This is a genomic window from Pseudomonas sp. 43mfcvi1.1, from assembly GCF_900115935.1.
Classification (GTDB): Bacteria; Pseudomonadota; Gammaproteobacteria; order Pseudomonadales; family Pseudomonadaceae; genus Aquipseudomonas; species Aquipseudomonas bijieensis.
This window is the reverse complement of sequence record NZ_UETT01000007.1, coordinates 252,370-276,988: the sequence shown is the minus strand read 5'-3', so window position 1 is coordinate 276,988 and position 24,619 is coordinate 252,370. Positions and strand designations below refer to the sequence as shown.

Here is a 24,619-nt window from a genome sequence, read left to right as displayed (position 1 = left end):
GTACGCGCTGCCGGGCCCGGAAAGCTCAGAAGTCGACCGTGGCCGAGAGCAGCAAGGTGCGCGGTGCCCCTTGGGAGAACGCACCGTAGGAGGCCACACCGGACCAGTACTCGCGGTCGAAGACGTTCTGCACCGTGGCACGGAAAGTCGTCGGCCGGCCCTCGAGCACGGTGCTGTAGCGAGCGCCCGCGTCGAAGCGCGTCCAAGGATCGAGTTCGCGGGTGTTGGCCTGGTCGACGTACTGGCTGCCGGTGTAGATCGCGCCGCCGGTGAGGGTCACGCCCTGGACCCATGGCGTATCCCACTCGGCCCAGAGGTTGGCCTGCACTTCGGGTACGCCGACCGGCTTGTTGCCGCGATTGGCGGCGGTGCCGCTTTTGGTCAGTTCGCCGTCCAGCAATGTGACGCCACCCAACAGGCGAGTGCCTTCGCGCAGTTCACCGAACATGTTCAGTTCGATGCCACGGTTGCGTTGTTCGCCTTGGACCGAATACACACTGTTTGCTGCGTTGTTAGTCAGCTCGCCGGCGGGCTTCTTGACCTGGAACAGTGCCAGGGTCGAGGTGAAGGTGCCGTAGTCGACCTTGACCCCAACTTCCTGCTGGCGGGAGATATAGGGCTTGAATATTTCACCGGAGTTGCTTGCATTCGCAGGCGCGGTATCACCCTTGCTCAGGCCTTCGATGTAGTTGTAATAGAACGACACATGTTCCCAAGGCTTGATCACCGCACCGAACAACGGTGTGGTTTCGCTTTCGTCATACGCAGTGGTGACCGCGCCAGCGGCGTTGTAGTTGTTCGATTCGATGCTTTGCTTGCGCAGGCCCAAGGTCACCTGGACACGCTCGTCGAGGATCGACAGGGTATCGGCGAGGGCGACACCAGACAGTTCGGTGTCGGAAATTTTCAGTACGTCGGGGGAAGCAATGGAGGGTTTGTCGCGCTCCACCGGGTGGTAAATGTTCGACAATACAGGGGTTCCGGAATTGATCCCCCTGCGCAATTCATCGCGGTAGCGACTGACCTGCAGCGTGGTGCTGTGGCTGACCGGACCGGTTTCGAAGCGAGCCCGGGCCCCCGCGTCCACGGTGTAGCGCTCCACTTCGAACTTGTAGTAACCGGGCGTCGATCGGGTATCCCCGGCGCTATTGATAATTGTGGGGGTCTGGTCCGACAGCCTTGCTACATCGGACTTGCCGCCCCCGGCGTGGCCAAATACCGTCAGGCTGTCGCTCAGGTCATATTCCCCGCTGAGCAACGCCGATTTATCACGGGTCTTCGACCAGCCCCATTCCTGGGTCACGTTGCTGCGTCCGTTGGCGGCCGACGGTACCTCGACACCGTTCGCGATCTGAAACGGTCGGGACGGCGCGTCCCACTGTTCTTCCTGGCTGATCAGGTCCAGGCTGGTCCTGAATCGGTCGCCCTGGTAATCCAGGGAGATCGAGCCGATACCGACATCCCGCGACTGTTTGTCGATCGCCGTGTCGCCGCCCTGGAGACTGCCATTGATCCGCACGCCAAAGCGCCGTTCCTCGCCGAAGCGACGGCTGATATCGACGTGTCCACCCACTTGCGAGTCCATGGCGTAATTGGCGGTCACGCGGGTCAAGTCTTCGTCCAGTGAACGTTTGGGGACGATATTGATGACACCGCCGACACCGCTGTTGGGCGACATGCCGTAGAGCAGGGCGGCCGGGCCCTTGATCACCTCAATGCGTTCGGCGTACTCGGTGAACACCCGATAGTTGGGGGCCACGCCGTATACACCGTCGAACGCCAGTTCCCCAAGGTTGCCTTCGCCCACGGGAAAACCGCGAATGAAAAACGAATCGACGATGCCGCCGGTCTGGCCAGTGGAACGCACCGAGGAATCACGCTCCAGCACGTCGGCGACGGTCACGGCTTGTTGGTCTTTCATCAGGGCCGAGGTGTAGTTGCTCACACTGAACGGTGTGTCCATCAGGTCCTTGTTGCCCAACAGGCCTACACGACCGCCACGGGCGACCTGACCGCCACTGTAGGCGGCCGGCAAATCACCGGGGCGGGCTTCGGTGGCGCTGACGGTGGTTGGCGCCAGGGTCAGTCCGCCGTCGGTGCTGCGTTTTTGCAAGGTGTAGCTGCTATCGTCGCGAGCCACAAGATCCAGACCGCTGCCGGCCAGCAGCCGGGCAAACGCTTCGCGCGCGGTGAACTGGCCGGACAGGCCCGGGCTGTCCAGGCCCTGGGTCAGGGACGGTTCGAACGACAGGGCGATGCCGGCCTGCACGGCGAACGTCGAGAGGGTTGGCCCCAGGGGGCCGGGTTGAATGTTGTAGGACTGGCTGGCGATGCTGTCCAGCGGCGCGCCCGGTGCGGCCCAACTGCCTGGGCTTAAGGTCGAAAGTGCAAGGCCGAGCATTGCACTGCGAATCGCCAGATTCAGCGTGCGATCCGAGCGCAGGGGGCGGGCAACGGGCATGGCTTGATGATCCTGTTCAGAGGGGTTTTGTTCTCTAGCCAGCCAGGATCGAAAAAAGTATCACCCTCGCACGATTATTTTTTTTGGGTTCACGCCGGCGTCAACATGACCCAGTAGTCGCCCAGGCGCGAAGTGACGCGGATGGGGTAAGTCCGGGCGAGCATGTTCAGGGTTCGTTGAGTGTCGCTGACGGGGAAGGCACCGGAAATCCGCAGGTCGGCAATGGCCGGGTCGCAACGCAGGACGCCGTTGCGATAGCGGGCCAGTTCGCCAATGAAATCGGCCAGGCGCATGTTGTCGGCCATCAGCATGCCTTGGGTCCAGGCCAGCACCGATTTATCGACAGGTTTCAACCCGTCAATGGCGAACGCTGTAAAACCACTGCTCTGACCGGCCTCGACGACTTTCTCACCAATGCCTTTGAGGTGGATACTGACTGCGCCCTCGAGCACGGCGAGGCGGGTGTGCCCGCGCTCTTCGCGCACACTGAAACGCGTGCCGAGCGCCTGCATCCGGCCCTCGTGGGTTTCCACCCTGAATGGCCGGGCGACAGGCGACGGGTCCGGTGCGGTCTGGATCAGTATTTCGCCGCGGCGCAACAGCAACAGGCGCTGGCGCTGATCGAAATACACATCGATGGCGGTGTCGGTGTTCAACGTCACGCGAGTACCATCGGTCAATGTCAGGTCGCGACGCTCGCCCACGGGCGCGCGGTAGTCGGCGGTCCAGTTCTGCCAGTCGTTGAGCTTCCAACTGCCCCAGGCCAGTGGCGCCAGCGCGAGCAAGGTCGCCAGTTTGCCCATGGCGGCACGGCGCTCGGGGTTGCTGGGACGGTCCAGCGCCGGCATGGCCAGGGCCGGTGGCAAGCCTTGCAGTTTGCTCAACAACAATTCCGCCCGCGCCCAGGCCTGGCGGTGCGCCGGGCTGCTGTTGCGCCAGCGTTCCCATTCCAGGCGCTCGGTGTCGTTGACACTGCCTTCGCTCAGGCGCATCAGCCAGTCGGCTGCTTCATTGAGGATGGCGGGATCGACGGCATGACTATCGCGAGCAGGCATTCAGTCCACCCACATCAGGCAGTGCAGGAAGGCCTGCTTCATGTAGCGCTTGACCGTAATCAGCGAGACTCCCAACTGATGGGCGATGTCGTTGTATTTCAAGCCGCTGATTTGCGATAACAGAAATGCGCGTTTGACCGGCCCGGGGAGGGTGTCGAGCATGGCATCGATTTCATGCAGGGTTTCCAGCACCAGCAGGCGGCGTTCCGGCGAGGGCGCTTCGGGTTCGGGCAGCAGCGCCAGTGCCTGCAGATAGGCACGCTCCAAGGCCTTGCGCTGGAACCAGTTGACCAGGATGCCACCGGCCACGCAGCTGAGGTACGCGCGTGGCTCTTCGATGACCGCGACCTTCGAGGCGAGGATACGGATGAAGGTGTCATGCGCCAGGTCTGCGGCATCCAGCGCATTGCCCAGTTTGCGGTAGAGTCGGGCGTACAACCAGCCATGGTGTCCGCTGTAGAGGTCTGCGACGGTGCGCAGATGACAATCGTTGGTCGCTGAACCCGGATCGCTCATGGCTGTTTATATTTTTGATAGTGAGAATTATTCCCAATATTAGTGGAGGCGCTCGTCGGCACGCAAGATCGATCTTGAGGCAATGAGCAATTGTGCTGGGGCAGGGTTGTGCGAATCGCTATTCGCTTGCCTGGTCCGGCACCCCGACCGGCCTGTAGCGCAGCAGCACCAAGGGCAACAGCACCACGCCGTAGGCAATGCTGACATAGAGGTAGGTGTATTGAAGGCCATAGACCTGGCTGAGCAAGGCCCCCAGGGAAATGCCGATGATGGACGCCGTTTGCGAAACGCCCTGGGCGAGTCCCAGCACCTGACCCTGGCGGCTATTGTCGGTGCTTTTGGAGATGAGTGCGGTCAGCACCGGTGTAGTTGCGCCCAAGAGGACGCCCCAGGCGAAGTAGACAATGGCGAAGACCAACGGCTGACGTGTCAGGCCGGCCATGGCGGTCAGGGTCATGCAAGCGATCACGATGGCGGTGATGGCTCGCAGCGTCTGTGTCGGGTTGCGCTGCTCGAAGTAGCGTGACCAGGTGGTTGCGCACAGGATGAAGCCCAGGGCCAGCAGGCCATAGCAAAGCCCCACCAGGGCATTGCTGACGTCGAAGGTCGAACTCACATACAGCGAAAACGAAGTCTGCGGGAGCATTCGCGCCAGCAACAGAAGCCCCATGATGCCCAGCAGCGATACTGTCAACGGGTTGTATAGCCCGGGACGCGAGGGTGCGGACGGAACGCTGCCGGCTGCGGTTGTCTTCCCGACAGGCGCTACGTCAGGCAGCGTCAACGCCGCGACCACGGTGCACACTGCGCACAGGCCCGAGGCCACGATGTTGATCCAGAAAAACGTGGCATGATCCAGGATCAGCCCGCCCGCCACCGCCCCCAGCAGCGAGCCGACATTGGTGGAAATCTGCAGGATGGCAAACAGCCTGGCCCGCCGCGATGGCGCCTCGATGCTCACGCCGTAGGCCTGGGCGGGGGCGATATAACCGGCGAACGCACCTTGCAGGAAGCGCAGGACCAGGATCACCCAGATATCGCCGCATAGCGCCAGGCCAAGCTGGGTCAGGGACAACCCGGCCAGTGCCCGGATCATCATCAGTTTATGGCCGTAGCGATCACCGATACGGCCCCAGAAAGCACTGGTCAGGATGATGCCCAGCATCGGACCGACATACACCGCCGTGCTGGCGAAGCTGAACAGCGCGTCGTTGCTGGTCAGTTGTCGCAGGTGAACAGGCCAGAACGGCCCGCTCATCTCCATTGCACCCATGGAAACCAGCTGGATCGCAAACAACAGATAAATCAGCAAGCGAACGCTTGAACCCTGGGGGATACCAACACGGGGCATGGACAGACTCGCAGAGGCGGAAGGCTGTGTCTTATCCGACAGTGCGTGGATCTGAGCAAGAAAAAAATGCAGCAGGTTCCTCCGGAAGCCGAACAATCGACGATTTTTTTTTGAAATCAAGGGGTTGTCAGTCTAGGCAAATGAGTACATAATTGCGCCCATCGAACGCACTGAGATGTAAAAAATCTCAATGTTTTCAAGGGGATAGCGCTTCAAAGAGGTTCTGTTTCCAGATCAGGTTTGTACGCGGTTGATGTGGCTGCATTGCATCAAACGTCTTGAGGCCGAATAGCAAAATGGTTATGCAGTGGATTGCAAATCCACCTACGCCGGTTCGATTCCGACTTCGGCCTCCACTTTTAAAAAGCTCTGTAGATCTATGATTTACGGAGCTTTTTTATTTTCGAAGCATTGAAAGGTTTTGTGTTGAAAAGGGCGCGAGCTACCTTGCTTCACAGGGGAGGGATGTATATATTCCCCCCTCTTGCTGCACCAGCCAGGGCTTCGGCGATTGGATTTTGCCGACGCTCCCATGGCTAACCGCGCTACCGCCCGAATGGCGAAACTGGTAGACGCATGGGACTTAAAATCCCCCGCTCGTAAGGGCGTGCCGGTTCGATTCCGGCTTCGGGCACCATCTAAAATCAAGGGTTTGCGAGCGAAAGCTAATGCAAACCCTTGTTCGTTACGGCTTCTGAAACTACCGAAGAAACGGAGTCCTGCCTCCGGAGCCTCTGCACTCGGCATTGCGATTAGCGGGTGAGTGCTCAAGCGTTACCTGCTGTCCAAGCCCTGCCTAATACGCGAATCCCTTGACCATGATATTTATCATGTAGCCTCTTCTGTATCAGCACGGCTTGTACCGACTCGTCACAATCGCCGGCGAAACGCCTCGAGGATATCCCGCGTGCCCTTTTTCATTTGCAGTTGGGTGATGGCATCCAGCGGGTGCCAGAGGCAATCGCTGATTTCGTTCTGTGGCCTGGCCGCCGTCGAATCGCTGACTGACGCTTCGAATACGTGATGCTCGGTTTGCCCGTCACTGATTCGCATCAGGTAGAGCAGGTTCTCGACGTCCAGGCCAGTTTCTTCGGCCAATTCCCGAATGGCTGCCCCAGCATGGGTCTCGCCGCGTTCGACGCTACCGCCCGGCAGCATCCAGCGGCTATTGGCTTTGCGAACCAGCAAGATATGACGATTTTCCTCGCAAATGACGGTCGCTCGAATTTTCATGGCCGTGCTCAATCAGTGACTGTCATTAAAGTGAAATATAACTGCAATATTTGAGCCTGGCATCAATTGGCTTTGCTCAAACTGTCGATTTTTTCAATGTCTTATCCAGTACGACCGCGACGGCGCGAGAAAGACTGGGCTCATTTGAGGCAGTCATCGACCCATCCCATCTGTCCGACCACCAGCACTAGGCTTTCGACCGGTTATCGCCTCAAATGAATCAGCTTCAAAAAAATGAATCCATGTTGGGTGCATTGGCCGGGCCCCTCCCGGGGAAGGAAGCGAGATATGACCAGCGTTGAAGATTTCAAGATCAAATCCCATGAGCTCCTGGTGGAGCTCGATGCGGCAACGTCGGAAATGATGAAGCTCATATGTATCCATCAAATGAGTGGATCGACCTGGGATGAAGCGGTCCGCCGTCAACATGAAGCCTATGAGCAATGGGTCGCTTATTTGAATGAGCGGGGATAGGTCCTTTGGGCGCACCAAGGGTAAAAATTCTTTGAACGGCGTCTCAACGGCTGTGCCTAATCCTTAAACCGACAAGAGGATTAGGCCATGACCGAATTAGCCAGTTATTTTTGGATCGCTGTCGCGGTGCTTTTGCTCCTCGTCGATTTATGGGCGATCGTCAGCGTCTTTCGAAGCGACAAGTCGGCTGGCACCAAGGCTGGCTGGGCCCTGTTGCTGATCATTCTGCCGGTTGTGGGCCTGGTTATCTGGGGCGTAGCTGGGCCGCGCGGGATCAAGGAAGGACCGTCATCGCCGGAGCACAGCAAGGGCTAGAAACGGCTCTCCGAGTCAACTTTTCACTGGTTTATCCAGTTACCGCCGGTGCTTTCGCAGTCTTCCTGGGCTTGCTGCAACTGTTCGATACCGTAGTAGTACCACGTCACCTTGGCATTATCGGGAAGATTGGCCGACCCACCGTGCTTGTCCTTGCTGGTGCAATCAATAGCAGGAATCTGGCAATCATGAGGTTTCTCCCTTTGTGGCTTTTGCACCGGTGCCTATCAATTTCGAGGTGCAAAAAAAGCCCGTGTTCCATCGGTTTTCCAACCGGTAGAACTCAAGGGGGGCACATGTCGGGCGCGGTGCGTCAGCGGAACTTGGGCAGAGGGCGTTCAGCGGGCTTCAGCGACGTCAGTGCGCTTTGGATCGATGGGGCGTCTTTCTCGATGTCGTTGAGCCGGTCACGGATGCGCACCGCAGTGGGATGCCCGCCTTGGTGGTCGACCCAATCGGCGATTTCCTTGCAGGCTGCCGTAAGCCTGGCCTGACGCGATTCCAGCAAGGTGAGCAGGGTGGTGATGGACTCTTTTTCGGACATGTCACACCTCCATTCAGGGTTGCATTGAGCGTTGATGAGGCAGCACAAAACCCGCCAGGGGCGGGTCATGCTATCGCTTAAAGCGTAGTTGAGTTATGTCGGTTCTGTCGAAGAATCCGGCGCCCGGCTGGACAACCGGTGCACCGGAAACAGGGGTTATTTAAGTCAGCCGGACTCCTTGACCCAGGACGGCGCGACGCTTGCTCGCCAGCGCACGTCGGTAATACCGTATTTTTCAGCAAGGGGTTTTGAAACCCGCTTGACCTTTTCCCGTCCGAATTTCGGAATGCGCCCGACCCCCGCGTCGCAACTGGCCCAATGCCAAGCTTCGGAGTTATTCATCACTTCGGCGCGAATGATGAATGACTTCGGCTCGCCATGGAGCATGTAGTCGATGATGTAAAGCGATGGCCCGCCCATAAATCCTCCCTAATTAGTTCTATACGGATGGATACGGAGGCGTGCGGAAAATTCCATCGAATTATCCAGACGGTCAAAAATCACGCCAGGTAGTCGCGCAGCCAAGTCGCTGCTCGCTGTCCGGAACCAAACCCGGTTAACCTTCTCCAAGGTGAGCTTCACACCATGTGCCAGGGATTAACAGGCAAGACAGTGCGGTATCAGATAAAGGCAGAACATGAAAAACATCGCCAGGGCGCTGGTTATCGCAGTCCTCGCCATCGGTGTGTCGGGATGCATCGGCCCGCCCATCGAACTGACTCCACAAACCGAGCAAAGCCTGCTGGCACAACCCCCGATCCGTTTTTTGCTGACCTTCGATGACGGGCCTAGTGCCTCGTCTTTCTGGAACCCGAGCCTGGAGGTGCTGGATGCCCTCGCGCACAACCCGGTGCAGCCGGGGATCAAGGCGGTATTTTTTGTCCAGACCCGTGCACTAAGAGCTGGCAACAGCGACATCGGACGCTCGGTGATGCACCGTGAACAGCGCGAAGGTCATATCCTGGGCTTCCATACGGCGACTTACTGGCATACCAACCATCGCTTTCTGAGTCCTGACGAACTGGAGCAGTCACTGGTCAAGGGCGGGGGTGATATCGCCGCCATCACAGGGGCAGCGCCCACCCTGGTGAGGCCGCCGTTCTGGAGTTACGACAGGCGCACCTTCACCGCTTACCAGCAGCATGGCTTGCACGTGTTGCTGACCGACCTGAGCGCCAACGACGGTAAGGTCTGGGGAATCACCGCCAGCCCACGACGGCGAATCAACCTGACGCGCCAGCTCTCTGAAGTGCGCGAACGCATCGCCGCCGGGCAGTTGCCCGCGGTTGACGGGGTGATTCCGGTGGTGGTCACCTTTCATGACCTCAACCGCTATACCGCCCGACATGCCCGGGAATACTTGCAAATCCTGCTCGACGCTGCCCGAGCCACGGGCGTGAAGACCGACGCCAAGCCCTTCTATGATGACCGTCAGGCGCTGGAGCGGGCCGCGATGGCGCGCACGGTCAAGAACACTAGCGAACCGGTGCACTTGCCGGGTTTGTGGGATTGGTTGTGGGATTCGGATTCCCATTGAGAGACTCAGGCCTGCGTCGTTGCGCAAGGTTGCGACGCTCGGTTGGCACCCTTGCGCAAACTGAGTGTAAGGTAGGTGGCGTAACCCTGGTTTATCTCGAAAGGAGGTGACAATGAGTACTGCGATGCTGACCAAAATGCATATCAACGGGTATGACGTGCTCAGCGTAAACAGCGGCCCATGGCGGGTCTGCACTCAGGCCGACCGATTGGGCTCCTTTGCTTCCCGTGAGGAAGCACTGGCCTACGCCGCCGCATTGCCGGCCAGGAAAAAACACGGCCGCCAGGCTGCGACCGCCAAATAGCGCCGTCAAAGGCAAGGGGAGTTGGCTGCGAACCGAGCCGTATGGTTCGTTGCGCAGCCGATTCCTCCATCTCTGTCAGGTGGGTGCCAGTTCCAGCGGAATTTCCAGGGTGAACAGCGCTCCCTGTCCAGGGCCGTCGCTATGGACATGGAGGTGGCCATTCATTTCAACCGCTGCCAAGGCGCAGCTGTGCAAGCCGAAGCCATGGCCGTCCTTGCGGGTGGTGAACCCGTGGTTGAAGATGCGGGTCAGGTTCTCGGGCGTAATGCCTTCGCCTCGATCCTTGACGCTGACGCACAGCGTTTTCTGATCGACGACCCGGATTCCCAAAATCATTTCCCGAGGATGATCACTGACGTGCGACATCGCGAATTTGGCGTTACTGATGAGGTTGATCAGGATCAACAGCAACCTGTGCTTGTCACCCATTATCATCGGGACGTCCTGATAGTCCTTGATGACGGTGACGTGGTGCCGGCTCAGCGCGCCCGAGTTCATGCGTAACGCATCTTCGAACAGATCACTGATGCTCAGTGCCTCGATCAGCCTGGCAGCTCCGGCGTAGGTTTGCTGGGTGGTGACGATTTCCTTGATGTGGTCGATGCTTTTGGTCAGTTGCGCCAGTTCTTCGATAAGCAGTGTTTGCTCGGCGGCGATGGAGTCGACCAGCTCATTGAAGTAGCGGGGCAACAATTTGCCCTTTTCATCGCTGGTGATGAACTGGCCCAGGTCGTCGGCATGTTCATTCATCATTTTTACGGCTTTTCCAAGGCCCAGTGTCTTGCTGCTGCGCAACTTGCGGGTTACCAGGTCCGCGGAAATATTCACGCTGTTGAGCACATTCCCGACGTTGTGCAACACGTTAGTGGCGATCTCGGCCATGCCTGCCATCCGTGCGGCGTCCACCAGTTCACGTTCAGCCTCTTTCAGTTCGCGAGTGCGTTCTTGCACGCGCTCCTCGAGCCGTTCATTGGACGATTGCAGTTCGTGGTTGATCTGGTTGATGACGGCGTAGCTGCGAACCAGCCGCACCGCCAGGTAGATCATCAATAGCGCCATGAGGCTGGCGCACACACCCAGGTAGACATGGTATTGACGGTCCGCAGCAGCCGTCCTGCGCTGCGTCTCGTTCAACAGTTCGTTGATGCTATCCAGTTCCTGGGCCACCGGAATCACGCTGATGCGGTCAAGAAGGTCATTGACGATCGGTTGTTCCTCGATAATAGCTCTGACGTGCTGCGCCAGGGTGATGAAGGGAGGTTGATAGGTCGCGGGTAACTGGCTGATGTATCGTTCCAGTTCATTGAGCTGGTTCTGCACCTCCTTGGCTTTGTCCGAGGTGACATACAATGCGTACTCCAGCGTCGTCAGTGACAGCTCAAGCACATTGGAAGCCACCGTAAGGCGTTCCGCAGGGCTTTTGACTGTCATCTCCTTGAGCAATGTCTGAATGTCGTCTTCGATGACCGGCAGAGCGTCCAGGGCAGTGCGCAGCTTGGCGTTGTGTTGCTGGAATTGATCGACCAGTACTGTCTTGTTCTTGACCGCATCCACATAACCTTGGCGCCTGGACGCCCAAAGAGTCGCCAGGGGACCTGCGTTATTGAGCTGCTCCAACTGCTCCCATCGGCTGCCCGCCTCAGGCGGTGGCGCCAGCGACAGATTGTTGTTGACGCCGATTTTTTTCCTCAGGATCTTGACGCTCCAGTTAGCGTCGGCCTGCTTGAGTTGGCGGATGAAGTCACGGGATTCGAAGTAGGTCGATGAGTCGTACGTATAGGACTTGATCAGAAAGAATATCAGGGCTGAAAACGCAATCAGCGCGACGGCCAGCAAGGCAGGCCATTTGTACTTCTTGATAATGTAGGTCACGCGATTCTCCTGTTCAGGGCGCCTGTCGAGGGTGTCGGTGAATGCCCGGGCGGGCGGGAAATGTCAGAGCGTGAGGCGAAGAGAGCGTTGAACTGTCGTAGCGATGTTTGCGTGGGTTTGCTTTTGCCTGGGTACACGTTGAGCTCCCTGCTAACGGTGAACGTCGGGGGTCGTCAGTGACGTGAGTGTAGCGTTAACGAGACAGCTCGATGGCATTGGCCGTGAAGGCTGAGACGGTGGACGAGCGCGGCCAGGACTGGCCGCGCTCGTGAGGGTTTACTGGTTCTTGATGTCAATGAAGGGCAGGGCGCCGTTCGGCAGCACGGTGGTGGGCAATACACCATTCCAGCGCTCGGCCTTGGTGAGCTCTACCAGATTCTGGTTGCTGGCCAAGGCCTGGGCACGTGCCTTGATCGCTTCGGCTTCGGCCTTTCCGCGCAATTCGGTGGCCAGTGCGTCTGCCTTGGCCTGGGCAACTTGAGAATCGGCTTCTGCCTGGGCCTGGGTGACACGAATCTGGGCTTGAACCTGCTCGGTCGCCAGTTGCTGCTCGCGGGTCTTGACCTGCACTTCGGCGGCCATGCGCGCTTCAATGGCTTTTTCATAAGCGTCACTGAAGTCGATGTTTTCGACCTGGACGCTGTCGATGATCACCGGCCCGGTAATCGTCGCCTTGATTGCGGTCGAAATATCGTTGACTAGTTGGACGCGATTCTGCACGGCAGCCACGGCGTTGAACTTGCCAAAGACGTTTTCCACCTGGGTCGGCACCTGACGGCTGATCATCCGGTCGCGGATGCCTTCAAGATCCTTGAACTGGGTATAGACCTTCGCGACATCGGAAGGCGCGATGTGCCAGGACACGGATACCTTGAGCTGGGCGGACTGTTGGTCCTTGCTGTAGGCCTGGAGGTCTTCATAAGCCGTCACTTGGCTCTGGACGCTGATCAGGCGCACAGACTCGATAAACGGCGTCTTGAAGGACAGTCCCGGTTCAACCACCCCGACCAGCGCCCCGTTGCGCAGAAGAACGCCGCGCTCGGTTTCGTCGACCGTGTACCAACTGCCAAAGAAGACGCACAACAGGACGATGCCTACGATTGCCGCAACGAGAGAACCGATGGTTTTACTGGTCACTTTTCTTTCCTTGAGTGGAGGGGTGGTTTTTGCCATGACGGTATGTCAATCCTGAAAGACCGAAGCAGGCATTCTGAATGCCAGACACGAAAAAGCCCTGAATAATCAGGGCTTTAACGTTAGAAGATGGCGGAGGCGATGGGATTCGAACTCATGGACCTGTTACAGTCGACGGTTTTCAAGACCGTTGCCTTAAACCACTCGGCCACACCTCCGTATTGCGTTGCGGGCGCCATAATACCCGAATGAAACACACTGTCAAACTCTCTACGTAGCTTGTTACAGAGCGTCTGTTATGATCCTTGCCACTGAATGTTTCAAAACCGGAGGAGTGTCGCCATGCGCGAACAGGATTACGCAGTGAACAACAGCGTGCAGGCTGAGCAGCTAGAGGTTAGCCGCGTCCTGCGCAACACTTATGGCCTGCTGGCACTTACGCTCGCTTTCAGCGGTGTGATGGCCTACGTCGCCCAACAGATGCGGGTGGGTTACCCGAACATCTTCGTCGTGCTGATCGGTTTCTACGGCCTTTTCTTCCTTACCAACAAACTCCGTGATTCGGCCTGGGGCCTGGTGTCGGCTTTCGCCCTGACCGGTTTCATGGGCTTCCTGCTCGGCCCGATCCTCAATCGCTACCTGCAAATGCAGGGCGGCGCCGAAGTGGTCAGTTCGGCCTTTGCAATGACCGCACTGGTATTTGGTGGCCTGTCGGCCTACGTGCTGATTTCCCGCAAGGACATGAGTTTCCTCGGCGGCTTCATCACCGCAGGTTTCTTCGTCTTGCTGGGTGCGGTGCTGGCCAGCTTCTTCTTCCAGATCAGCGGCTTGCAACTGGCGATCAGCGCCGGCTTCGTGTTGTTCTCGTCGGTCTGCATCCTGTACCAGACCAGCGCTATCATCCACGGCGGCGAGCGTAACTACATCATGGCCACTGTCAGCCTGTATGTATCGATCTACAACCTGTTCGTCAGCCTGCTGCAACTGTTCGGCCTGATGGGTCGCGATGACTGATTGCATCCGCAATGAGTGAAAAGCCCGCTTCGGCGGGCTTTTTTTCGTCCGCGTTTTGAGGTTGTGGCCAATAGCCTCTAAAAAGCCTTAAGCGTGATGGCACCTTTGAATAAATGATCTACACCTATGGCTAGGAACTGCATTGCCAGGGGCGGCATGAAGTGGATCGATCAGCGACTGCGCGAAATCTCGCCACACCCTCCGGATACCGTTCGCATTTGGCTATCAAGCCTTGTCTGGTCGTGCCCGACTCTTGGGCCCAAGGAGGTGGGCAACATCAGTGACCGTGGACCGTGAGCAGGTATGGGCATGGTGCCCAAGCCTGATAACAGAAGGAGACCCTGCGCATCGTTCAATTGTTCGATGGGACGGCGGGCGTTCTCCCTATAAGGAGATATCGATGAACCACCCCCAAGGAAAGATCGCTGCATTGCTGACCCTGACAGGCGCGCTGACCATGGCGGGCGCCCACGCGGGGACCTTCCCTGATTTCGGCTACGGGCCACCCAAGAGCGTCTACTCCGGTCCATTATTCCGGCTCAGCCAAGACTATCCCACCGTGGCCCCGGGCCCTTCCTCGATGCCGGCATTCTTCAAGCATCTGCCCACCACGTTCAGCAATGATTTTGAAACCTGGCGTTCCTATATGAACGAGGTCAAGGCTTATTGCCTGGAAGGCAATACGGGGATCGGCTGGGATGTGCAGAAAAACAAGGTTCGCCAGTGGTATCACATGCCATGGCAACACTATGGCCCCAATGGTCGCGAAGGTATCCGAGGGCTTACCAAGGAGGCACCGATCAAGCCATTGCAATTGGCGAGCACTCAAAAAGGCAGTGGCCAGACCTACGCAGTAGGTATCTATAACGATATAGGGGGCTACACCATTGGCCAGGTCTGGAAAGACCCGCAGAACCCTGACCCGAGCTACACCTCACAACCTAAGGGCTTTCCCAACGGTACAGTCGTCTGCAAGGCGTTGTTTGCCGATATAGACGTCACCACGGTGCCATTCCTGGCCAATCCATTGCTCTGGAATGCGTACACCACCAAGACGTTCACCTCGACAGAGCGCGCGGTGACCCAAGTCGCGCTGATTCAGATGGACATCGCCGTGCGGGACACCCGCGTGAGCGACACCGGCTGGCTGTTCGGGACGTTCCAATACAACGGTGCCGTGACCGGTAAAGCGAACTGGAACAATCTGGTGCCCGTGGGGATTATGTGGGGCAACGATCCCAAAGAGACCGGCAACGCGTTCACCAACCCGACCCCTACCGAAACCAAGATCAACCCGGCGCTCAAGCAGACAGCCATCAACGCGAACACCAAAGAGCTGCCACCCACCCATCTGGGTTGGAACGGGCGCCTCAACGGTCCCGTGGACAATCCCCAGGCCTCCTGCCTGAGTTGCCACATGACCGCTGAGTACCAGCAATTGGCGCTGATGAACCCGACCTTCCAAGCCAACCCGCCACCCGTGGGCGGTGAGGAGTGGATGAAGTGGTTCCAGAATATTCCAGCCGGCCAACCCTTTACCCCTGGCACCCGAAGCACCGACTACAGCCTGCAATTGTCCGGTTCCCTGGCCAACTTCTATGACTGGAAATGCAACCACAGCGGAGTGTATGCCGACGGCCAGAATGCTTGCGCCAAAATACAGCCCCTTAATCTGATGAAGGCGAGCAATGCGCCTGAGCAAGAGGTGCACAAAGTCCAACGCAGCCCTGAACTGGAAGACCTTCAGTAGCGTGGCCTCCGGCCTCGGACACGAACCGAGGCCGGATCCGACTCACGCCATTGGCGGCAAGCGCCGTTTGACGGGCGTTTTCTTGACGATGGCCGTATTGGTCTCGGCCAGGACATTGAGCCTGTCCAGCAGCGTGTCCAGCTGTTCCATCGAGCGCACATGCAGTCGGGCAATGAAACAGTCTTCGCCGGTCACCTTGTCGCATTCGGTGAATTCAGCGATGGCCTGGATCTGCCGTTCAACTTCCTGCAACTGCCCCGGCAGCGGGCGGATACGCACGATGGCCTGGAGTTGATAGCCGAAGCACTTGGGGTCTACCTCGACGGTGTAGCTCCTGAGCACGCCGCGTTCTTCGAGCCGGCGAAGGCGCTCGGCGACGCTGGGAGAGGACAGGCCACTCAGGTTCGCCAGAGCCTTGAGGGAGCGTCGGGAATCTTCCATCAGGGCGCTGATGAGGATCTGGTCGATGTCGTCAGTCATTTTTCAGTTCCATTAGGCGAATGCTCGAAGTTGCCTTGATAAAAAAGGTCGAAAGCCAGTTTAGCCTTTTTCAGACCATGGAGAACCCAACCACTGGCTCGGCATACTGTGCCTCACTTGCTGAAGGAGCCTGAAGATGGACAAGACCCTACGCCGCGGTTCGCTCGAAATGACTGCCGCCATGCTGATCTCCGGAACCATAGGCTGGTTCGTGCTGGTCTCGGGCCTGCCGGTACTGGATGTGGTGTTCTGGCGTTGCGTGTTTGGCGCCGCCACTTTACTGCTGATTTGCGCCGGTTTCGGCTTCTTGCGTCCAGGTATCCTGACACGCACCACGTTTCTGCTGGCGGTGCTCAGCGGGGTGGCGATTGTCGGCAACTGGGTGCTGTTGTTCGCCTCTTACTCCCGAGCCTCGATTGCCATCGGTACGGCGGTGTACAACGTCCAGCCGTTCATGTTGGTCGGGCTGGCGGCTCTGTTCCTGGGAGAAAGGATCACCGCGCAAAAACTGTTCTGGCTGGCGGTATCGTTTCTCGGAATGCTGGCAATCGTCAGTTCCCACGGCGAACAAGGGCAGGGCGGCGGTGCCTATCTGCTGGGCATCGCGCTGGCGCTGGGCGCAGCGTTGCTGTACGCCATCGCAGCGTTGATCATCAAGCGCCTGACCGGCACGCCGCCGCATCTGATTGCACTGATCCAGGTCAGCACCGGCGTATTGCTCCTGGCGCCCTGGGCGAACTTCTCAGCGTTGCCACAGCACGCCGGGGCGTGGGCCAGCCTGCTGACCCTGGGCATGGTGCATACCGGTGTGATGTACGTGTTGTTGTACAGCGCGATTCAACGATTGCCGACGGCGATCACCGGCGCGCTGTCGTTTATCTATCCGATTGCGGCGATCTTCGTCGATTGGTTCGCCTTCGGTCATCGCCTTGAACTCCTGCAATGGTTGGGTGTGGCGGCGATCCTGTTGGCGGCCGCAGGCATGCAGCAGGGCTGGGGCATCAAGTTGCGCCGCGCAGCCCTGTCTTGAGGCACCGTTCGGCGTGGCTCAGAAGATGTAGTCGGTGGTCAGGAAGTTGGAATCGCGTTCGCGAATGATGTCGCTGATCAGCGCTTTGTTGCTGTCCTGGAACTTGGTGGCCACCAGCGTACGAATAGAGAAGGTGCGTAGCGCATCGTGAACGGACAAGGTGCCTTCGGCTGAGTTTTTCCGACCATTGAACGGGAAGGTATCCGGGCCGCGCTGGCACTGGGCATTGATGTTGATACGTCCGACCTGATTGGCGAAGGTGTCCACCAGCTTGCCGACTTCCGCCGGATTGGTACCGAAAATGCTCAGTTGCTGGCCGAAGTCGGACTCCAGCACATAGTCGATCACGGTATTGAGGTCACGGTACGGCACGATGGGCACGACCGGGCCGAACTGCTCTTCGTGGTAGACCCGCATCGCCGTATTCACCGGGTAGAGCACTGCCGGGTAGAAGAACGAGCTGCGTGATTCGCCACCGTGGGCATTCTTCACTTCTGCCCCCTTGGCGAGCGCATCGGCGACCAGCGAGTGCAAGTAATCGACCTTGCCCGCCTCGGGCAACGGCGTCAGCGCCACACCGTCCTCCCATGGCATGCCGGGTTTCAGAGTGGCGAGCCTGGCGTTGAACTTCTCGATGAACGCTGGCGCCACGTCCTCATGGACAAACAGGATTTTCAACGCCGTGCAGCGTTGGCCGTTGAAGGAGAGCGAGCCGGTCAAGGCTTCGCTGACGGCGTTGTCCAGGTCAACATCCGGTAGCACCAGCCCGGGGTTCTTCGCATCCAGCCCCAGGGCGGCCCGCAAGCGGTGCGGACGCGGGTGGAGCTTCTTCAGGTCACTGGCAGCCTTGTTGGTGCCGATGAAGGCGAAGATGTCGATCTTGCCGCTGGCCATCAGTGCGCTGACAGTTTCCCGGCCACTGCCGTAGATCACGTTGATCACGCCCGCCGGGAAACTGTCGCGAAAGGCCTCCAGCAATGGACGGATCAGCAACACGCCGAGCTTGGCTGGCTTGAACACCACGGTGTTGCCCATGATCAAGGCGGGAATCAACGTGGTGAAGGTTTCGTTCAGCGGATAGTTGTACGGGCCCATGCACAAGGCCACGCCCAGGGGGACGCGGCGGATCTGCCCAAGGGTGTCCTGTTCCAGCTCGAAGCGGCTGGAGCGTCGGTCCAGCTCCTTGAGGGCGTTGATGGTGTCGACGATGTAGTCGCAGGTGCGGTCGAATTCCTTCTGGGAATCCTTGAGGTTCTTGCCGATTTCCCACATCAGCAGCTTGACTACGGCCTCGCGTTGCTCGCGCATGCGCGCCAGGAAGGTTTCCACATGACGGATGCGCTCGGCGACGCGCATCGTCGGCCACTGGCCCTGGCCGCGGTCGTAAGCCCGGACGGCGGCGTCCAGGGCGGTGAGGGCGGTCTCGGCATCCAACAGCGGTGTGCTGCCTAGAATCACTTGCTCGTCGCCCAGTTCACCCGCCAGGTAAACGGGGCTGCGCACGACGGCCAGTGGTCCCTGCCAGGTTTTCAGGATGCCGTCGACCAGGTATTCGCGCTGTTCGATCCGGCCTTCGAGGCGGTAGGCGTCCGGGATGTCGGCGGCACTGGGAAACAGGTTGGCGAGAAAAGGGGCGGTGGTCATGTCGTTACTCCATCAATGAAATGAGCCATGGGCGGACGGCTTGCAGGTATAAATCGCTTTTAGCGTTATACGCCTTAATGGAGGTGTTTTTTAAGTGGCGGCAGATTGCTCGCGCCTGGCGATGTCGTAGGAGCTACCTCGCGAAGCGAGGCTGCGATCTTTCCCAGGCACTGAGTTCCAAGCGAAAGATCAAAAGATCGCAGCCTCGTTGTACTCGACAGCTTCTACACAGCTCCTACAAAGCTTTTGCTCACCAGCGCATCCGCACGCCCATGCTGGTGATGATGCCGTTGAGGTCGTTGTCGTCGACGTCACTGCTGTAATCGGCGCTGACATACAGGCTTACCGCCGGCGTGACCCGTGCCACCAGGCCCAGGCCGACTTCGACGGTGGAGGATTTCCGGCTGCTGCTGATCTTGTCGACCTTGTCCAGGGACAACGTATCGGCGCTCTGCACCGTGTGCCACAGGTTGGTGCGCACATAGGGCTCCATGCCCAGGCCATTGACCTGGTAGTTACCTTTGAGTCGTGCACCGACGCGGCCGCTCCAACTGCTCAGTTCATTGCCGGTACCGCTCTCGGTATTCGGCGTATCGAGGGTGATGCGCTGGTTGATCAACTGCGCCTGGGGTTCGACTACCCAGTGTGTCCCGATGCCAATCGGAAAGCCACCTTCGACCGACAGCGTCACCGCATTACCTTCGGCGGCCTGGCGCTGGCCTTGTTCGGTGCGACTGTAGCCATTGACCCGGCCGCCACTGGCGCTCAGGTCCACATGCCAGCCCGCAGGCCCGGTCAGGCTCCAGTAGGCGCCAAGGCTCGAGCCTTTGAGGTTGACGGCATCCTTGCCTGGATCGGCCATGACAGGCGTCACCAGCAGGCCATTGCCGGTTGAAATAATCTGGTTTTGTCCACTGATCAGCCCCATGCGCTGGGTATGGCCACTGTCGTTTCGTAATGTGAACAGGGCGGGGCTCTTGCTGGAGGCGGGGTCACCGCCGATCGCTGCGGTACTGAGGTCGTGGGACTGTGTTCGGCCATACCAGGGCTGCGTTGTCTCCTCGCCAGGCCAGGCCTGTACCTCCATGGAGGAAAGCAGCAACAACGAAGTAGAGAGGGTGTGGAAGGTGATGGTGATCTCTTGTGGACGGAGGGAGGTTTTCATGGTGGCCTGCCTTGCAATCGCATGCATTTCTCGCTTTTTGGCGTCTCTCCTACCCCGAATGAGGGGCGACCGAATGGATTGAGGCAAGCCTCTGGCGGCCCGCGTTTGCGGGTTCCAGAGGCCTGCCCCTGACTGTATTTCCGGGGGTAGTACCGTGTAGTCAAGAAGACTGATGGCACTGCGTCAAGAAAATGGACGATGAATGGCAGGCTGAAATCAGCCTCAATAAGAGGCTGATTTCAATTGCTTATTTCGGATCATATTTGGGCGTCAAATCACCGTCGGGGTTCCTGTCTACCAACTGATCCGTAAGCCGATTCTGCCGGCCACGGCGCGTTGCTGGTTGCTGTCGAAGTTTTGGCTGTAGTCCGCGCCGGCATACATGGCGACTGTGGGCGCCAGGCTCACGGTGACGCCAATCCCGAGGTCACCGGTGGACGCGCGCTGTTGGGTCTCGACCCGTTCGGTGTCGTCGAACGTCACCGAGTCGGTGCCGGAAAACGTGTGCCAGAGGTTGGCGCGCAGGTAGGGTTCCACGGGCATGCCGCTGACCTGGTAGCGGCCCTTGAGGCGAGCCCCGAGACGGCCGGTCCAGGCACCGTCGGAATCGAACTCGACCTTGGAGACCCCATCGTTTTGCGTGTCCAGGGACACTTTCTGGTGGATGATCTGGGCCTGGGGTTCGACGACCCAGTTGGCGTTCACCGCGAAGGGATAGCCGGCCTCCGCCGAAACAGTCAGGGCGTGCCCACGATTGTCGATTTTCAAGCCGCGTTCGGAGCGATTGTCACCGTTCAGTCGCGTGCCCATCACCACTGCATCGACGTAGCCGCCGGTAGGGTCGGTGAGCGTCCAGTACAGTCCATAGCTGTCGCCGTCGAGTTCTATCTTGCCGGCGTGTCGATCTTCGAAACCCAGGTTGAAGCCTTTGACATCGCCGTTCAGCTCCGTGTGGCCGACGAAGAAACCAATGCGTTGGGTCTGGCCGCCGGACAGCAGGGAGCTGTACAGATCGTTGCCCACCTGGAACCCCTTGATCGACCCATCGAACCGCGGCGTCACCGTACCGGCCCAGGTTTGCTCCAGATCCTTGCCGTAGACCCGGCCCCAACCCGCGCCGAACGCGCCAGTTTCCGTGAGCAGGCGCTGGTCGCCCTGGCGATCATGGAACGTGCCCAGGGCCATCAGGGTCAGTTGCGCCGCCGCTGGAGGCAATACTGACCAGGTCGGCACTTCCGGGCGATATAACGGGATAGGTGCCGCGCCGGGCACCGCAGTTGGCAACGGCGGTAGCGTCGGGACCGGTGGCGCACCTGGTGCGGGAGGCGCCGTCGGGATAGGCGCCGGTACCGGCCCGGCGACCACGGTAGAGCGCAGGTACCAGTTGTTTTCATTGCCGGTCACACCGCCCTTGAACAGTCGGTAGTCGAACGCACCGGCCGAGACGGATTGCGCCAGTGAAAAGGCGCTGGCGTCACTGACCGCGCCACCCTGGGCCTGGACCACTTCGATGCCGTCCTGGGTCGTCTGTGCGCCTGTGCCGCCCAGGTTCGTGACGGTGATGGCAGTGCTGCCGGTGAGCGTCCCGCCATTGACCACCAACTTGTCACTGGCAGAGCCATCGGCGCCGACTGCCGTTTGCACATGCAGCTGGCCATTGTTGCCCACGTAGTTGCCCTGGACGGTAAGGGTATCGTTGGTGCGGGTGTTGCCTTGGGTGAGGTCCACCGTGCCGGCGTTGTTGAGCGTCGCCAGTTGTCCGGCAGTAAAAGGGGCGATGACGCCCTGGGTCGCCGTCAGCGTGCTGCCGCTTTCGATGTTGAGCGTCCCGGTGCCGGTAGCACTGTCACCCAAGGTCAGCGTGTCGTTGAGGTCCAGTTGCGAGCCTTGGGTGAGGTTGACCGTTTCCCAATTGAGATAACGGGCGCCAGTGCTGGTGGTGCTGCCACTGAAGGTCAACACGTCCTGGCCCAACCCACCGTTCAGGCTGGGTGTGGTGGCAAGCAGGGTTTCATCGAGGTTGCTCAGCAATGCCGTGTCGCTGCCTTCGCCCATCAGGATGGCCGAGTGAATGAGGCCGCCGCTCCATTGGAACTGGTCATCGCCGGCACTGGCCCGGACTTCGCCGAGGATTTCGCCACCGCTGACGGTAATGCTGTCGTTGCCGCCGCTGACACTGACATTGCCGCCGATCCGTCCTGCGGAGAGGATGATGGTGTCCTGGCCGAAACCGGTCACCAGGTTGCCGATGATGTTTCCGCCGGACATATCGAAAACATTGTCATCGAGTTTCATGTCGACCCGGCCAATGGTGCCGCCGGTCATCTCGGCGTGGTCGCCGTCTTCGAACGCATCGACGATGGTCCCACCGGTCATCAGGAACTCATCGAGGCCGTCGCCCTGAGCCAGGGAGAGAATCCTGCCACCATTCATCTCGAAATAATCGGCTTCCGCGCCTTGCTCGACGTCACCATCAATCACGCCGTTGGCGTTGATCACGATGCGGTCGAGCCCGGTGCCGAAGGTAACGTCGCCGGAAATGACGCCGCTGCCGTTGGCGGGCAGGGTCAGGCTGTTGTTACCTGCAAGGTCCGTCAGCCCGGGGCTGGTGCCGCTGTCGCAGACATAGGTGTCATCGCCTGCGGTTGGTGCCAGCGTGCAGGCTGCCATGGCGGCCGGTGCGGGGAACAGGAAAGGGGCCGATACCCATAAAGCGTTGAGCAGCCGATTGAGTCGTTTGTTGTGCCGAATCATGTGCTATCCCTCTGCATCGGCATTTCGCAAATGCCGGTTCCAGCATTGGTTGCACAACAGATGGCACACAGGGCCTGGCAACGCTCGCTGTATGGGATGGCACCCTAGCAACGAATAAAGGGCGTCGCTACTGTCAGAACTTACAGGTCACTGCGCAGAAACAGCAGCCAGGATCAGCCTTACAAATGCACTTCCACCGAAAGTGGCAGGTGATCGCTCAGGTGCGTCCAGGGTTTGCTCCCAAGTATTTGCGGGGCGTGGCTGCTGGCGTTACGCAGGTATATGCGGTCCAGGCGCAGCAGCGGGAAACGGGCCGGGTAGGTCCTGGCCGGGCGACCGTGGTGGTGCTCGAAGGCTTCATGCAGGGAGCCATGGCGGGCGAGGGTGAGGTTACCCCGCAATTGCCAGTCGTTGAAGTCGCCGGCGATGATCACAGGGGCGTCCTCGGGCAGCGAATCGAGCAGTTGGCAGAGCAGTTTGAGCTGTAGTTGACGATGGCTTTCCAGGAGACTCAGGTGCACGCAGATCCCGTGGACGGCGGCGTGGCCGGGCACATCCAGCACGCAATGCAACAATCCGCGCCGCTCCGGACCGGTGATGGACACATCGAGATTGCGGAACTGGCGGATCGGGTACTTGGAGAGCAGAGCGTTGCCATGATGGCCATCGGGGTAGACCGCATTGCGGCCGTAGGCGAAATCGTTCCACATGCTGTCGGCGAGGAATTCGTACTGGGACGTCTGGGGCCAGTTGTCGTAGCGTGACGCGTGTCGGTCGTGTTCGCCCAGCACCTCTTGCAGGAACACCAGGTCGGCGCCGGTACTGCGCACCGCTTCGCGTAGTTCGGGCAGGATGAAACGACGATTGAGGGCGGTGAAACCCTTATGGGTGTTGACCGTCAGGATCCGCAGCCGATGAACCGCCGCGGGCGCGTCCGATGGCATTGGTTCGACGGCGCGCCAATCGGGATCTTGAGACACGTTCACTCCTGAATCAGACGTACTTGTTCATGCGACTGACCCAAGGTGCCGGCAGTTCCGGATTTTTCATATCCTTGCCGATCGCTATCGCGAGCAGGCTCGCTCCCACAGGGGGCGCAGGCGTGCGCAGATGTTGCAGTACCCCGCAAATCCAATGTGGGAGCGAGCCTGCTCGCGATTGGCGGTGTGTCTGAACCACCGCCCTCCGCGAACAAACCCAGCTTTACAGGTGCGTATTCAGATGAAGACAATCTCATAGGGCAAGCCCATCCGGTCAAGGATGACCCTGGGTAACAGTGGGGCGATGCCGCTCGCCGGTTCGCCGGCAAGTTGGCTGACGTAGGCGTACATGGCGTGACGCTTGCGGGCGGTGGTCCAGACGTCGAGGCGCAGTTTACGGGCCCGGTGCCAGGGGATTTTATTTTGCTCGCGCACTGGCCAGTGCCAGGCCCACACCGGCAGTTCGTTGAACGCCACACCGACTTTGTCGGCGGCCAGCGCCCCGGCGCGGCCGACGGTGTCGTGATCGCTGTCGCCATCCTGGCGCCAGGTGCTGAATACCACGTCACCGGGCCGCAGGTGGCGAGCAATGAAGCTAGCCAGTTCGGCCTCGTGTTCGGCCAGGGCCTTTTCCGGGAAGCCGCCGCGCACCCATTGCAGGCCGTTGGCCGCAATGCCAAGGCGATGCAGGGCGTCCACGCTTTCCTGGGGGTGAGGGCGGTGTGTACGCAGGCGTTCGTCGGTCCACAACGGTGAGCCGGGGTGGGCCAAGTCTCCGTCGGTGACCGAGATCAGCAACATGGGTTGGTTCAGGTTGCTCAGCAATTGCAGCAATCCGCCACAGGCCCCGACCTCATCGCCTGGATGGGGGGCGAGGATGACCGCGCGGGCGCCGGCGGGAATGAGCGTCTGGGTACTGATGATCGGAATATCGGCCAGTTGCGCAGCACTGTTCCAGATTTGCGGATGCTGTCGGCCAGGCAAGCGAGAGGCAGGTTTCATAAGC

23 protein-coding genes and 3 tRNA genes are annotated in these 24,619 nt (G+C 59.4%); 9 read left to right on the top strand and 17 right to left on the bottom strand.

Going from position 1 to position 24,619, the window contains the following annotated elements:
* Nucleotides 1-25: 25 nt before the first annotated feature.
* The 4 genes from DTP52_RS15930 to DTP52_RS15915 form a co-directional block, all read right to left on the bottom strand.
* Nucleotides 26-2,461 (bottom strand): TonB-dependent receptor, encoded by a 2,436-nt coding sequence (locus tag DTP52_RS15930; RefSeq protein WP_109754212.1) that lies wholly within the window; start codon nucleotides 2,459-2,461, stop codon nucleotides 26-28.
* Between the two features lie 89 nt (nucleotides 2,462-2,550).
* Nucleotides 2,551-3,516, bottom strand: coding sequence for a FecR domain-containing protein (locus DTP52_RS15925; RefSeq protein ID WP_109754211.1), 966 nt, complete (start codon nucleotides 3,514-3,516; stop codon nucleotides 2,551-2,553).
* The gene (locus DTP52_RS15920; RefSeq protein WP_109754210.1) at nucleotides 3,517-4,032 is read right to left on the bottom strand and encodes a sigma-70 family RNA polymerase sigma factor; all 516 of its coding nucleotides are present in this window, start codon (nucleotides 4,030-4,032) and stop codon (nucleotides 3,517-3,519) included.
* 118 nt (nucleotides 4,033-4,150) lie between these two features.
* Complete coding sequence (locus DTP52_RS15915; protein WP_109754209.1) at nucleotides 4,151-5,383, bottom strand: MFS transporter; 1,233 nt, start codon at nucleotides 5,381-5,383, stop codon at nucleotides 4,151-4,153.
* A 282-nt stretch (nucleotides 5,384-5,665) separates the two neighbouring features.
* Here DTP52_RS15915 and DTP52_RS15910 point away from each other — a divergent pair.
* Nucleotides 5,666-5,739: transfer RNA gene (locus DTP52_RS15910), tRNA-Cys, on the top strand.
* 194 nt (nucleotides 5,740-5,933) lie between these two features.
* Nucleotides 5,934-6,020: transfer RNA gene (locus DTP52_RS15905), tRNA-Leu, on the top strand.
* A gap of 233 nt (nucleotides 6,021-6,253) precedes the next feature.
* On the opposite strand, the gene DTP52_RS15900 is transcribed toward DTP52_RS15905, so the two are convergent.
* Nucleotides 6,254-6,616 (bottom strand): NUDIX hydrolase, encoded by a 363-nt coding sequence (locus DTP52_RS15900; protein ID WP_109754208.1) that lies wholly within the window; start codon nucleotides 6,614-6,616, stop codon nucleotides 6,254-6,256.
* Between the two features lie 288 nt (nucleotides 6,617-6,904).
* Between DTP52_RS15900 and DTP52_RS15895 the strand changes: the two genes are divergently transcribed.
* Together DTP52_RS15895 and DTP52_RS15890 are read left to right on the top strand one after the other, a co-directional pair.
* Nucleotides 6,905-7,090 (top strand): hypothetical protein, encoded by a 186-nt coding sequence (locus DTP52_RS15895; protein WP_109754207.1) that lies wholly within the window; start codon nucleotides 6,905-6,907, stop codon nucleotides 7,088-7,090.
* 87 nt (nucleotides 7,091-7,177) lie between these two features.
* A complete protein-coding gene (locus DTP52_RS15890) occupies nucleotides 7,178-7,405 on the top strand; it encodes a PLD nuclease N-terminal domain-containing protein (RefSeq protein ID WP_109754206.1) in 228 nt (75 codons plus the stop codon).
* A 23-nt stretch (nucleotides 7,406-7,428) separates the two neighbouring features.
* On the opposite strand, the gene DTP52_RS15885 is transcribed toward DTP52_RS15890, so the two are convergent.
* The 3 genes from DTP52_RS15885 to DTP52_RS15875 all read right to left on the bottom strand — a co-directional run bounded on the left by DTP52_RS15885 (nucleotide 7,429) and on the right by DTP52_RS15875 (nucleotide 8,369).
* Entirely contained in the window at nucleotides 7,429-7,623 is a 195-nt protein-coding gene (locus DTP52_RS15885; protein WP_109754205.1) for a hypothetical protein, read from the bottom strand.
* Between the two features lie 95 nt (nucleotides 7,624-7,718).
* Nucleotides 7,719-7,949 carry a hypothetical protein gene (locus tag DTP52_RS15880; RefSeq protein WP_109754204.1) on the bottom strand — a complete coding sequence of 77 codons (231 nt, stop codon included), beginning with the start codon at nucleotides 7,947-7,949 and terminating at the stop codon, nucleotides 7,719-7,721.
* A 165-nt stretch (nucleotides 7,950-8,114) separates the two neighbouring features.
* Nucleotides 8,115-8,369, bottom strand: coding sequence for a DUF6555 family protein (locus DTP52_RS15875; RefSeq protein ID WP_053125507.1), 255 nt, complete (start codon nucleotides 8,367-8,369; stop codon nucleotides 8,115-8,117).
* Between the two features lie 217 nt (nucleotides 8,370-8,586).
* On the opposite strand from DTP52_RS15875, the gene DTP52_RS15870 reads away from it, so the two are divergent.
* Together DTP52_RS15870 and DTP52_RS15865 are read left to right on the top strand one after the other, a co-directional pair.
* Nucleotides 8,587-9,486, top strand: coding sequence for a polysaccharide deacetylase family protein (locus tag DTP52_RS15870; protein ID WP_109754203.1), 900 nt, complete (start codon nucleotides 8,587-8,589; stop codon nucleotides 9,484-9,486).
* 112 nt (nucleotides 9,487-9,598) lie between these two features.
* Nucleotides 9,599-9,790 carry a DUF2188 domain-containing protein gene (locus tag DTP52_RS15865; protein ID WP_109754202.1) on the top strand — a complete coding sequence of 64 codons (192 nt, stop codon included), beginning with the start codon at nucleotides 9,599-9,601 and terminating at the stop codon, nucleotides 9,788-9,790.
* 75 nt (nucleotides 9,791-9,865) lie between these two features.
* Here DTP52_RS15865 and DTP52_RS15860 read toward each other — a convergent pair whose 3' ends face one another.
* The 3 genes from DTP52_RS15860 to DTP52_RS15850 all read right to left on the bottom strand — a co-directional run bounded on the left by DTP52_RS15860 (nucleotide 9,866) and on the right by DTP52_RS15850 (nucleotide 13,014).
* Nucleotides 9,866-11,662: a DAHL domain-containing protein gene (locus tag DTP52_RS15860; protein ID WP_109754201.1), complete on the bottom strand. Its 1,797-nt coding sequence runs from the start codon at nucleotides 11,660-11,662 to the stop codon at nucleotides 9,866-9,868.
* Between the two features lie 276 nt (nucleotides 11,663-11,938).
* Nucleotides 11,939-12,799: a prohibitin family protein gene (locus tag DTP52_RS15855; RefSeq protein ID WP_109754200.1), complete on the bottom strand. Its 861-nt coding sequence runs from the start codon at nucleotides 12,797-12,799 to the stop codon at nucleotides 11,939-11,941.
* 127 nt (nucleotides 12,800-12,926) lie between these two features.
* Nucleotides 12,927-13,014, bottom strand: a tRNA-Ser gene (locus DTP52_RS15850).
* Nucleotides 13,015-13,138: 124 nt separating this feature from the next.
* Between DTP52_RS15850 and DTP52_RS15845 the strand changes: the two genes are divergently transcribed.
* Nucleotides 13,139-13,810, top strand: coding sequence for a Bax inhibitor-1/YccA family protein (locus DTP52_RS15845; protein ID WP_014338124.1), 672 nt, complete (start codon nucleotides 13,139-13,141; stop codon nucleotides 13,808-13,810).
* Nucleotides 13,811-14,210: 400 nt separating this feature from the next.
* Nucleotides 14,211-15,560 (top strand): hypothetical protein, encoded by a 1,350-nt coding sequence (locus tag DTP52_RS15840; protein ID WP_109754199.1) that lies wholly within the window; start codon nucleotides 14,211-14,213, stop codon nucleotides 15,558-15,560.
* Between the two features lie 42 nt (nucleotides 15,561-15,602).
* Here DTP52_RS15840 and DTP52_RS15835 read toward each other — a convergent pair whose 3' ends face one another.
* On the bottom strand, nucleotides 15,603-16,040 hold the full coding sequence (locus DTP52_RS15835; RefSeq protein ID WP_109754198.1) for an Lrp/AsnC family transcriptional regulator: 438 nt from the start codon (nucleotides 16,038-16,040) through the stop codon (nucleotides 15,603-15,605).
* A gap of 136 nt (nucleotides 16,041-16,176) precedes the next feature.
* Here DTP52_RS15835 and DTP52_RS15830 point away from each other — a divergent pair, with 136 nt between their 5' ends.
* Nucleotides 16,177-17,070 carry a DMT family transporter gene (locus tag DTP52_RS15830; RefSeq protein WP_109754197.1) on the top strand — a complete coding sequence of 298 codons (894 nt, stop codon included), beginning with the start codon at nucleotides 16,177-16,179 and terminating at the stop codon, nucleotides 17,068-17,070.
* A gap of 18 nt (nucleotides 17,071-17,088) precedes the next feature.
* Here DTP52_RS15830 and DTP52_RS15825 read toward each other — a convergent pair whose 3' ends face one another.
* The 5 genes from DTP52_RS15825 to DTP52_RS15805 all read right to left on the bottom strand — a co-directional run bounded on the left by DTP52_RS15825 (nucleotide 17,089) and on the right by DTP52_RS15805 (nucleotide 24,615).
* Nucleotides 17,089-18,714, bottom strand: a complete 1,626-nt coding sequence (locus DTP52_RS15825; RefSeq protein ID WP_109754196.1) for an NADP-dependent glyceraldehyde-3-phosphate dehydrogenase — start codon at nucleotides 18,712-18,714, stop codon at nucleotides 17,089-17,091.
* Nucleotides 18,715-18,964: 250 nt separating this feature from the next.
* The gene (locus tag DTP52_RS15820; RefSeq protein WP_109754195.1) at nucleotides 18,965-19,879 is read right to left on the bottom strand and encodes an autotransporter outer membrane beta-barrel domain-containing protein; all 915 of its coding nucleotides are present in this window, start codon (nucleotides 19,877-19,879) and stop codon (nucleotides 18,965-18,967) included.
* Nucleotides 19,880-20,173: 294 nt separating this feature from the next.
* The gene (locus tag DTP52_RS15815; RefSeq protein WP_109754194.1) at nucleotides 20,174-22,633 is read right to left on the bottom strand and encodes an autotransporter outer membrane beta-barrel domain-containing protein; all 2,460 of its coding nucleotides are present in this window, start codon (nucleotides 22,631-22,633) and stop codon (nucleotides 20,174-20,176) included.
* A gap of 179 nt (nucleotides 22,634-22,812) precedes the next feature.
* On the bottom strand, nucleotides 22,813-23,577 hold the full coding sequence (locus DTP52_RS15810; RefSeq protein ID WP_269154783.1) for an endonuclease/exonuclease/phosphatase family protein: 765 nt from the start codon (nucleotides 23,575-23,577) through the stop codon (nucleotides 22,813-22,815).
* Between the two features lie 273 nt (nucleotides 23,578-23,850).
* Nucleotides 23,851-24,615 carry a PIG-L deacetylase family protein gene (locus DTP52_RS15805; protein ID WP_109754192.1) on the bottom strand — a complete coding sequence of 255 codons (765 nt, stop codon included), beginning with the start codon at nucleotides 24,613-24,615 and terminating at the stop codon, nucleotides 23,851-23,853.
* Nucleotides 24,616-24,619 lie beyond the last annotated feature (4 nt).

Excerpts from the sequence above, each read along its gene's own strand:
- DTP52_RS15930 (WP_109754212.1), bottom strand. The coding sequence starts at position 2,461 with ATGCCCGTTGCCCGCCCCCTGCGCTCGGATCGCACGCTGAATCTGGCG.
- DTP52_RS15925 (WP_109754211.1), bottom strand. The coding sequence starts at position 3,516 with ATGCCTGCTCGCGATAGTCATGCCGTCGATCCCGCCATCCTCAATGAA.
- DTP52_RS15920 (WP_109754210.1), bottom strand. The coding sequence starts at position 4,032 with ATGAGCGATCCGGGTTCAGCGACCAACGATTGTCATCTGCGCACCGTC.
- DTP52_RS15915 (WP_109754209.1), bottom strand. The coding sequence starts at position 5,383 with ATGCCCCGTGTTGGTATCCCCCAGGGTTCAAGCGTTCGCTTGCTGATT.
- DTP52_RS15900 (WP_109754208.1), bottom strand. The coding sequence starts at position 6,616 with ATGAAAATTCGAGCGACCGTCATTTGCGAGGAAAATCGTCATATCTTG.
- DTP52_RS15895 (WP_109754207.1), top strand. The coding sequence starts at position 6,905 with ATGACCAGCGTTGAAGATTTCAAGATCAAATCCCATGAGCTCCTGGTG.
- DTP52_RS15890 (WP_109754206.1), top strand. The coding sequence starts at position 7,178 with ATGACCGAATTAGCCAGTTATTTTTGGATCGCTGTCGCGGTGCTTTTG.
- DTP52_RS15880 (WP_109754204.1), bottom strand. The coding sequence starts at position 7,949 with ATGTCCGAAAAAGAGTCCATCACCACCCTGCTCACCTTGCTGGAATCG.
- DTP52_RS15875 (WP_053125507.1), bottom strand. The coding sequence starts at position 8,369 with ATGGGCGGGCCATCGCTTTACATCATCGACTACATGCTCCATGGCGAG.
- DTP52_RS15870 (WP_109754203.1), top strand. The coding sequence starts at position 8,587 with ATGAAAAACATCGCCAGGGCGCTGGTTATCGCAGTCCTCGCCATCGGT.
- DTP52_RS15865 (WP_109754202.1), top strand. The coding sequence starts at position 9,599 with ATGAGTACTGCGATGCTGACCAAAATGCATATCAACGGGTATGACGTG.
- DTP52_RS15845 (WP_014338124.1), top strand. The coding sequence starts at position 13,139 with ATGCGCGAACAGGATTACGCAGTGAACAACAGCGTGCAGGCTGAGCAG.
- DTP52_RS15840 (WP_109754199.1), top strand. The coding sequence starts at position 14,211 with ATGAACCACCCCCAAGGAAAGATCGCTGCATTGCTGACCCTGACAGGC.
- DTP52_RS15835 (WP_109754198.1), bottom strand. The coding sequence starts at position 16,040 with ATGACTGACGACATCGACCAGATCCTCATCAGCGCCCTGATGGAAGAT.
- DTP52_RS15830 (WP_109754197.1), top strand. The coding sequence starts at position 16,177 with ATGGACAAGACCCTACGCCGCGGTTCGCTCGAAATGACTGCCGCCATG.
- DTP52_RS15825 (WP_109754196.1), bottom strand. The coding sequence starts at position 18,714 with ATGACCACCGCCCCTTTTCTCGCCAACCTGTTTCCCAGTGCCGCCGAC.
- DTP52_RS15820 (WP_109754195.1), bottom strand. The coding sequence starts at position 19,879 with ATGAAAACCTCCCTCCGTCCACAAGAGATCACCATCACCTTCCACACC.
- DTP52_RS15815 (WP_109754194.1), bottom strand. The coding sequence starts at position 22,633 with ATGATTCGGCACAACAAACGACTCAATCGGCTGCTCAACGCTTTATGG.
- DTP52_RS15810 (WP_269154783.1), bottom strand. The coding sequence starts at position 23,577 with ATGCCATCGGACGCGCCCGCGGCGGTTCATCGGCTGCGGATCCTGACG.
- DTP52_RS15805 (WP_109754192.1), bottom strand. The coding sequence starts at position 24,615 with ATGAAACCTGCCTCTCGCTTGCCTGGCCGACAGCATCCGCAAATCTGG.